Here is an 8717-nt window from a genome sequence, read left to right on the forward strand (position 1 = left end):
CACGAAGTCACCACAACAGCGGACATGAGTTACGAAAGGTTTCAATTCTATCCGTAGCAGCCGCCGTTGTCTTTAAGATTCAGGAGCGTAGTGCATGGAGTTCAGTGTAAAAAGCGGTAGCCCGGAGAAACAGCGGAGTGCCTGCATCGTTGTGGGCGTCTTTGAACCACGCCGACTCTCCCCGATCGCCGAGCAACTCGATAAAATCAGTGACGGCTATATTAGCGCCCTGTTGCGCCGTGGCGAACTGGAAGGCAAACCTGGGCAGACGCTGTTACTGCACCATGTTCCGAACGTACTGTCAGAGCGTATTCTGCTGATTGGCTGCGGCAAAGAACGCGAGCTGGATGAACGTCAGTATAAGCAGGTGATTCAGAAAACAATCAATACGCTGAATGATACTGGCTCAATGGAAGCCGTCTGCTTCCTGACCGAGCTGCACGTTAAAGGGCGTAACACCTACTGGAAAGTGCGTCAGGCAGTTGAAACGGCAAAAGAGAGCCTCTACAGCTTCGATCAGTTGAAGACCAATAAAAGCGAGCCGCGTCGTCCGCTGCGTAAAATGGTCTTTAACGTGCCAACCCGCCGCGAACTGACCAGCGGCGAACGCGCTATTCAGCACGGTCTGGCGATTGCCGCCGGCATTAAAGCGGCCAAAGATCTCGGCAACATGCCGCCTAACATCTGTAACGCGGCGTACCTGGCCTCTCAGGCGCGTCAGCTGGCCGACGCCTACAGCAAAAACGTCATTACCCGCGTCATCGGCGAACAGCAGATGAAAGAGCTGGGAATGCACTCTTACCTGGCGGTCGGTAACGGCTCGCAGAACGAATCCCTGATGTCCGTCATCGAGTACAAAGGCAACCCGTCCGAAGACGCACGCCCCATCGTGCTGGTCGGTAAAGGCCTGACCTTCGACTCCGGCGGTATCTCCATCAAGCCTGCCGAAGGCATGGATGAGATGAAGTACGACATGTGCGGTGCTGCGGCGGTTTACGGCGTCATGCGCATGGTCGCGGAACTTCAGCTGCCTATCAACGTGATCGGCGTACTGGCGGGCTGCGAAAACATGCCTGGCGGGCGCGCCTATCGTCCGGGTGACGTTCTGACCACCATGTCCGGCCAGACCGTTGAAGTGCTGAACACCGACGCCGAAGGCCGTCTGGTACTCTGTGACGTGCTGACCTACGTTGAGCGCTTCGAGCCGGAAGCGGTGATTGACGTCGCCACCCTCACCGGTGCCTGCGTGATTGCGCTGGGCCACCATATCACCGGCCTGATGTCGAACCACAATCCGCTGGCGCATGAGCTTATCGGTGCCTCAGAGCAGGCCGGCGACCGCGCATGGCGTCTGCCGCTTGGCGATGAGTATCAGGATCAGCTGGAATCTAACTTTGCGGATATGGCGAACATTGGCGGGCGTCCTGGCGGGGCGATCACCGCGGGCTGCTTCCTGGCACGCTTCACCCGCAAGTACAACTGGGCGCACCTGGATATCGCGGGCACCGCATGGCGCTCCGGTAAAGCCAAAAGCGCAACCGGTCGTCCAGTGGCGCTGCTGTCGCAGTTCCTGCTCAATCGTGCGGGTTTTAACGGCGACGAGTAAGTCAAACGGCAGTAAACCGTAGGCCGGGTAAGGCGAAGCCGCCGCCCGGCTTAAGCATTTAAAGTGAGCACAAGAAGCCCCATATATGAAGAATGCAACGTTCTACCTTCTGGACAACGACACCCATCAGGATGGCCTCAGCGCCGTAGAACAGCTGGTGTGTGAAATTGCCGCAGAACGTTGGCGCGCAGGTAAACGCGTTCTGATTGCCTGTGAAGATGAACAGCAGGCGATTCGCCTGGATGAAGCGCTGTGGGCGCGCCCGCCGGAGAGTTTTGTGCCGCATAATCTGTCGGGCGAAGGCCCGCGCGGCGGTGCACCGGTTGAAATTGCCTGGCCGCAAAAGCGCAACAGCAGCGCGCGCGATATTCTGATTAGCCTGCGGATAGATTTTGCAGATTTTGCCACCGCTTTCACAGAAGTGGTAGACTTTGTCCCTTACGAAGAATCTTTGAAACAACTGGCGCGCGAACGCTATAAAGCGTACCGCCTGGCTGGTTTTAACCTGAATACGGCAACCTGGAAATAATGGAAAAGACATATAACCCACGCGATATCGAACAGCCGCTTTACGAGCACTGGGAACAGCAGGGCTATTTCAAGCCTAACGGCGACGAAAGCAAAGAGTCCTTCTGCATCATGATCCCGCCGCCGAACGTCACCGGCAGTTTGCATATGGGTCATGCTTTCCAGCAGACCATCATGGACACCATGATCCGCTACCAGCGTATGCAGGGTAAAAACACCCTGTGGCAGGCGGGAACTGACCACGCGGGTATCGCGACCCAGATGGTGGTTGAGCGTAAAATTGCCGCTGAAGAAGGAAAAACCCGCCACGACTACGGTCGCGACGCGTTCATCGACAAAATCTGGCAGTGGAAGGCGGAATCCGGCGGCACCATTACCCGTCAGATGCGCCGTCTCGGCAACTCCGTGGACTGGGAGCGCGAGCGCTTCACCATGGATGAAGGCCTGTCCAACGCCGTTAAAGAAGTCTTCGTCCGCCTGTACAAAGAAGACCTGATTTACCGCGGCAAACGCCTGGTAAACTGGGATCCGAAACTGCGCACCGCCATCTCTGACCTAGAAGTGGAAAACCGCGAGTCTAAAGGCTCCATGTGGCACATCCGCTATCCGCTGGCCAACGGCGCAAAAACCGCCGACGGTAAAGATTACCTGGTGGTCGCGACCACCCGTCCGGAAACCCTGCTGGGCGATACCGGCGTGGCCGTTAACCCGGAAGATCCGCGTTATAAAGATCTGATCGGCAAATTCGTGGTGCTGCCGCTGGTAAACCGCCGTATTCCGATTGTGGGCGACGAACACGCCGACATGGAAAAAGGCACCGGCTGCGTGAAAATCACCCCGGCGCACGACTTCAACGACTATGAAGTGGGCCGTCGTCACGCCCTGCCGATGATCAACATTCTGACCTTCGATGGCGATATCCGCGAAAGCGCAGAAGTGTACGACACCAAAGGCAACGAATCCGACGTTTATTCCAGCGAGATCCCGGCTGAGTTCCAGAAGCTGGAGCGTTTTGCCGCGCGTAAAGCCATCGTGGCTGCCGTTGACGCACTCGGACTGTTGGAAGAGATCAAACCTCACGATCTGACCGTGCCGTACGGCGACCGTGGCGGCGTGGTTATCGAGCCAATGCTGACCGACCAGTGGTACGTGCGTGCCGACGTGCTGGCGAAACCGGCTGTGGAAGCGGTTGAAAACGGCAGCATTCAGTTCGTGCCGAAGCAGTACGAAAACATGTACTTCTCCTGGATGCGCGACATTCAGGACTGGTGTATCTCCCGTCAGCTGTGGTGGGGTCACCGTATTCCGGCGTGGTACGACAACGAAGGCAACGTTTACGTTGGCCGTAGCGAAGACGAAGTGCGTCAGGAAAACAACCTGAGCGCGGACGTTGCGCTGCGTCAGGACGAAGACGTGCTGGACACCTGGTTCTCCTCCGCGCTGTGGACTTTCTCCACCCTCGGCTGGCCAGAAAATACCGACGCGCTGCGTCAGTTCCACCCAACCAGCGTGATGGTGTCCGGCTTCGATATTATCTTCTTCTGGATTGCCCGCATGATCATGATGACCATGCACTTCATCAAAGACGAAGACGGCAAGCCACAGGTTCCGTTCCATACCGTCTACATGACCGGTCTGATCCGCGACGATGAAGGCCAGAAGATGTCCAAGTCCAAGGGGAACGTTATTGACCCGCTGGATATGGTTGACGGTATCTCTCTGGAAGATCTGCTGGAAAAACGTACCGGCAACATGATGCAGCCGCAGTTGGCTGAGAAAATCCGCAAGCGCACCGAGAAGCAGTTCCCGAACGGGATCGAGTCTCACGGCACCGACGCCCTGCGCTTCACCCTGGCGGCACTGGCTTCTACAGGTCGTGACATCAACTGGGACATGAAGCGTCTGGAAGGTTACCGTAACTTCTGTAACAAGCTGTGGAACGCCAGCCGCTTCGTGCTGATGAACACCGAAGATCAGGACTGTGGCTTTAACGGCGGCGAGATGACGCTGTCTCTGGCAGACCGCTGGATCCTGGCGGAATTCAACCAGACGGTGAAAGCGTTCCGCGAGGCGCTGGACACCTACCGCTTCGATATCGCGGCGGGCATCCTGTATGAATTCACCTGGAACCAGTTCTGCGACTGGTATCTGGAGCTGGCGAAGCCGGTGATGAACGGCGGCACCGAGGCGGAACTGCGCGGCACGCGCAACACGCTGATTACCGTTCTGGAAGGCCTGCTGCGCCTGGCGCATCCGGTCATTCCATTTATCACCGAAACCATCTGGCAGCGCGTGAAGGTGATTGCGGGCATCAACGCCGATACCATCATGCTGCAGCCGTTCCCGGAATTCGATGCGGCCAAGGTTGATGAAGCGGCGTCCGCGGATACCGAGTGGCTGAAACAGGCGATCGTTGCGGTACGTAACATCCGCGCTGAAATGAACATTGCCCCTGGCAAACCGCTGGAGCTGCTGCTTCGTGGCTGCAGCGAGGCTGCCGTTCGTCGCGTCACCGAGAACAACACTTTCCTGAAGACCATGGCGCGTCTGGAAAGCATCACCGTGCTGCCTGCGGATGACAAAGGTCCGGTTTCCGTGACCAAAATCATCGACGGCGCCGAACTGCTGATCCCGATGGCGGGCCTGATCGACAAAGACGCCGAGCTGGCTCGTCTGGCGAAAGAAGTGGCGAAAGTCGACGTGGAAATTGACAAAATCGAAAGCAAGCTGGCGAACGAAGGCTTTGTCGCCCGCGCGCCGGAAGCGGTCATCGCGAAAGAGCGTGAGCGTCTGGTTGCCTTCGCAGATGCGAAGACCAAACTGATCGAGCAGCAGGCGGTTATCGCAGCCCTGTAATGCTTTTACCCCTTACGCTTCAGGGCGTAAGGGGTATCCTTCCTGAAAACTCCTCGCTTGCACTCCCCTTTCTGCGGTGCTATTAACAGCAGTTATGTGTCAATTTTTGTAATGAGTAATGCTATGAGCGTGATTACCCCCGTCGCGACGACGATGCGTCGGATCACTGAGCAGGATAACCCGGCTATCGCCGCCGTTATCCGCACCGTTTCTGCCGAATATGGCCTGACGGCTGACAAAGGCTACACGGTTGCTGACCCGAATCTGGACGAGCTTTTCCAGCTCTACAGCCAGCCAGGGCATGCCTACTGGGTAATTGAGCAGAATGGCCAGGTCGTGGGCGGCGGCGGCGTGGCGCCCCTCAGCTGCAGCGAGCCGGATATCTGTGAGCTGCAGAAAATGTATTTCCTGCCAACGGCGCGCGGGCAAGGGCTGGCAAAAAAGCTGGCGCTGATTGCGCTGGACCACGCCCGCAAGCAGGGTTTTACACGCTGCTACCTTGAAACAACCGCTTTCCTCAAAGAGGCCATCGGCCTGTATGAACATCTGGGCTTTGAGCATATCGATGCACCTCTGGGCTGTACCGGCCACGTTGATTGCGAAGTCAGAATGCTGAAAAGTCTGTAAGTTTCGTTCCTGCCCTCTTCTGTTAAGCGGCTGTAAATTGAATGCTCTACACTCTCAGTTCACACCACAACGGGGGAAACACGATGTCGAAGATAAAAAGCTACGCCGCACCGCAGGCGGGTGCAGAACTTGAGCTGTACGAGTACGATGCCGGCGAACTAAAAGCAGAAGACGTCGAAGTACAGGTTGATTACTGCGGGATCTGCCACTCGGATCTCTCGATGATCGACAACGAATGGGGCTTCTCGAGCTATCCGCTGGTTGCCGGGCACGAAGTCATTGGCCGCGTCGTGGCGCTCGGTAGCGCCGCGCAGGACAAAGGGCTGAAGGTAGGCCAACGCGTGGGCATTGGCTGGACGGCACGCAGCTGTGGTTACTGCGATGCCTGTATCAGCGGCAATCAGATCAACTGCCTCGAAGGCGCCGTTCCCACCATTCTGAACAAGGGCGGTTTCGCCGATAAACTGCGCGCCGACTGGCAATGGGTGATCCCGCTGCCGGACAGCATTGATATCGAATCCGCCGGTCCGCTGCTGTGCGGCGGTATCACCGTATTCAAACCCCTGCTGATGCACCATATCACCGCCACCAGCCGCGTAGGCGTCATAGGTATTGGCGGCCTGGGGCATATCGCCATCAAGCTGCTGCACGCGATGGGCTGTGAAGTCACGGCGTTCAGCTCGAACCCGGCGAAAGAGAAAGAAGTGCTGGCGATGGGTGCGGATAAAGTGGTGAACAGCCGCGATCCTGACGCGCTGAACGCGCTGGCCGGGCAGTTTGACCTGATCATCAACACCGTTAACGTGGATCTTGACTGGCAGCCGTACTTTGAGGCACTGGCCTACGGCGGTAACTTCCATACCGTAGGTGCCGTAATGAAGCCGCTGCCGGTTCCTGCGTTTACCCTGATCGGCGGGGATCGCAGCGTGTCAGGCTCCGCTACCGGTACGCCGTTTGAGTTGCGCAAGCTGATGAAGTTTGCCGGACGCACCAAAGTGGCGCCGACCACCGAACTGTATCCGATGTCGAAAATCAACGAAGCGATCCAGCACGTGCGTGACGGCAAAGCCCGCTACCGCGTGGTGTTGAAAGCGGATTTCTGATGTGATAGTGCCGGGTGGCGGCTTCGCCTTACCCGGCCTACTTTCACTGCTGCGACAATACGTTAAATACTTCCGCTATCGCGACCGCTCCCGGATCCATTACCCCATCCAGATTCTCTTTATTCACATACGATGAACGTCCCGCGCCGGCTTTCGCCATTTTCGCCGTTGCTTCGGCACCGTGCTGTGCGGCCTGCGCCGCTGCCTGAATATCGCCACCTTTCAATGCTTCAAGCGCCGGTTGCAGCGCGTCGATCAGTGTACGATCGCCGAGATCTGCCCCACCGTACTGCTTCATCTGCGCCAGCCCGCTGAGCAATGCCTCGGGCAGCGGCTGACCATCGTGAAGCTTTTGCCCGGCCGCGGTAAAGAAGATCGACATCAGCACCCCGCTCGATCCGCCCATCACCGTCGCCAGCCGCTCGCCCACCAGCAACAGCAGCGTCGATACGTTATCAAGCGGGAGCTTGCGATCCTCCAGACGCTGCGCAATATCCCGCGCCCCTTGCGCAAAAGTGGAGCCGGTATCGCCGTCGCCCACTTTGGCATCCAGCGCGTTCAGCCGGTTTTCCAGCTGGAGCAGCGTTTTCGTCACCGAGGAGACATACTCGCCCACCCGCAGATTGTCCGACGGGGTGTATTCCACGCGATCGTGAATGGCGGTATGCGCCACGGTGCGCAGCGGCGCAAACGCCACGGGCTTCTGCCAGCCCAGCGTTTCGACCTCGGCGTGAATCGCCTTTTCAAAGAAGTCATTGAGCTTCAGCAGCGTGAGCGAAAAGCCCTTCATGTCCAGCGCGCTCACCAGCGGCGCGGGGCCTATCAGGTACGCGATCTCCTCTTTCAGCGCCGAATGCGCCAGCTCTTTGGTCAGCAGCGCCATCTCCAGCGCCGATACGCCGCCGAGATTGTTAATCAATACCGCAAACCGCCCTTCTCCCGCCTGCGCGCGTAACGTCGTCACCAGCGTGTCGATAATGGCTTTGCTGTTCTGGGTATCCACGACGGAAGCACCGGGCTCTCCGTGAATGCCCAGGCCCAGCTCGACATGGCCTTGCTTAATCCGCCCCTCTTCATCATCGCTGCCCGGCAGGTTGCACGTTTGCATCGCCACGCCCAGGCTCCAGAGGTTATCGCAGGCCTGTTGCGCAATATCCCGCACCTCGCTCAGCGATTTCCCCTGCTCCGCCGCATAGCCGGCAATCTTATGCACCAGTGCCGTACCGGCAATACCGCGCGGCTGTTTGTTATCCGGCAGCGCGATATCGTCCGCCACGATCGCCATCTCCACCTTCAGGCCGTAGCGTTTGGCCTTTTCCGCCGCCAGACCAAAGTTCAGGCGATCGCCGGTGTAGTTTTTTACGATCAGCAGGCAGCCGCGATCGCCCGTGACCGCCACAATGGCATTCAGCACCGCATCCACGCTCGGCGAGGCAAAAAGATCGCCACACACTGCCGCCGTCAGCATCCCTTTGCCAACAAACCCGGCGTGCGCGGGTTCGTGGCCTGAGCCGCCGCCGGAGATCACCGCCACGCGGCTTTTGTCCCAATCGCCGCGTGCGACGATCCTGATGGCCGGATCGATATCAAGCTTGACGAGATTTGCGTGTGGCGCAGAAAGCAGTATGCCTTCAATGGCATCGTTGATCAGCTGTTTGCGATCGTTAAAGAAGAATCTGGACATCGTTTCCCACTATTTTTGTGAACCGTATGCAAAAGCATAGTCCGCGTTGGATAATGCGCCGCAAAGTCAGGAATTTACTCAACCAAATTGCGGTCAGGTTGCCTATACTCCACCCAGGACAAAGAGAGGAAGCGCATCATGAGTACACCACTGTTAATTGCCAGGACGCTGGAAAAAGAGCTGTATTTACTGCCCGCGATGGCGAACCGCCACGGTCTGATCACCGGAGCGACCGGGACGGGGAAAACCGTCACCCTGCAAAAGCTGGCGGAGTCGCTTTCGGAGATTGGCGTACCGGTCTTTATGGCTGACG

7 protein-coding genes are annotated in these 8717 nt (G+C 57.8%); 6 read left to right on the forward strand and 1 reads right to left on the reverse strand.

What is annotated here, in order from left to right:
• The first annotated feature begins 94 nt into the window (after positions 1 to 94).
• The 5 genes from pepA (at position 95) to ahr (ending at position 6720) form a co-directional block, all read left to right on the forward strand.
• Positions 95 to 1606 (forward strand): leucyl aminopeptidase, encoded by a 1512-nt coding sequence (gene pepA, locus ACOTZB_RS19910; RefSeq protein WP_421628285.1) that lies wholly within the window; start codon positions 95 to 97, stop codon positions 1604 to 1606.
• Between the two features lie 85 nt (positions 1607 to 1691).
• Positions 1692 to 2135, forward strand: a complete 444-nt coding sequence (gene holC, locus ACOTZB_RS19915; protein WP_008502815.1) for a DNA polymerase III subunit chi — start codon at positions 1692 to 1694, stop codon at positions 2133 to 2135.
• Positions 2135 to 4990, forward strand: a complete 2856-nt coding sequence (locus tag ACOTZB_RS19920; protein WP_421628287.1) for a valine--tRNA ligase — start codon at positions 2135 to 2137, stop codon at positions 4988 to 4990. Before holC ends, ACOTZB_RS19920 begins: the two co-directional genes overlap by 1 nt.
• Positions 4991 to 5113: 123 nt before the next feature.
• Positions 5114 to 5617 carry a GNAT family N-acetyltransferase gene (locus tag ACOTZB_RS19925; protein ID WP_198886065.1) on the forward strand — a complete coding sequence of 168 codons (504 nt, stop codon included), beginning with the start codon at positions 5114 to 5116 and terminating at the stop codon, positions 5615 to 5617.
• A gap of 83 nt (positions 5618 to 5700) precedes the next feature.
• Entirely contained in the window at positions 5701 to 6720 is a 1020-nt protein-coding gene (ahr, locus tag ACOTZB_RS19930; protein WP_421628289.1) for an NADPH-dependent aldehyde reductase Ahr, read from the forward strand.
• Between the two features lie 43 nt (positions 6721 to 6763).
• Here ahr and ACOTZB_RS19935 read toward each other — a convergent pair whose 3' ends face one another.
• Complete coding sequence (locus tag ACOTZB_RS19935; RefSeq protein ID WP_421628291.1) at positions 6764 to 8404, reverse strand: dihydroxyacetone kinase subunit DhaK; 1641 nt, start codon at positions 8402 to 8404, stop codon at positions 6764 to 6766.
• Between the two features lie 138 nt (positions 8405 to 8542).
• Here ACOTZB_RS19935 and ACOTZB_RS19940 point away from each other — a divergent pair.
• Positions 8543 to 8717, forward strand: a 175-nt coding sequence (locus ACOTZB_RS19940; RefSeq protein ID WP_421628301.1) for a helicase HerA-like domain-containing protein, incomplete at its 3' end; no start/stop codon positions are given.

The sequence above is a fragment of the Enterobacter cloacae complex sp. SHL020 genome (assembly GCF_049236945.1).
Lineage (GTDB): Bacteria > Pseudomonadota > Gammaproteobacteria > Enterobacterales > Enterobacteriaceae > Enterobacter > Enterobacter dykesii.

Excerpts from the sequence above, each read along its gene's own strand:
- pepA (WP_421628285.1), top strand. The coding sequence starts at position 95 with ATGGAGTTCAGTGTAAAAAGCGGTAGCCCGGAGAAACAGCGGAGTGCC.
- ACOTZB_RS19920 (WP_421628287.1), top strand. The coding sequence starts at position 2,135 with ATGGAAAAGACATATAACCCACGCGATATCGAACAGCCGCTTTACGAG.
- ahr (WP_421628289.1), top strand. The coding sequence starts at position 5,701 with ATGTCGAAGATAAAAAGCTACGCCGCACCGCAGGCGGGTGCAGAACTT.
- ACOTZB_RS19925 (WP_198886065.1), top strand. The coding sequence starts at position 5,114 with ATGAGCGTGATTACCCCCGTCGCGACGACGATGCGTCGGATCACTGAG.
- ACOTZB_RS19935 (WP_421628291.1), bottom strand. The coding sequence starts at position 8,404 with ATGTCCAGATTCTTCTTTAACGATCGCAAACAGCTGATCAACGATGCC.
- holC (WP_008502815.1), top strand. The coding sequence starts at position 1,692 with ATGAAGAATGCAACGTTCTACCTTCTGGACAACGACACCCATCAGGAT.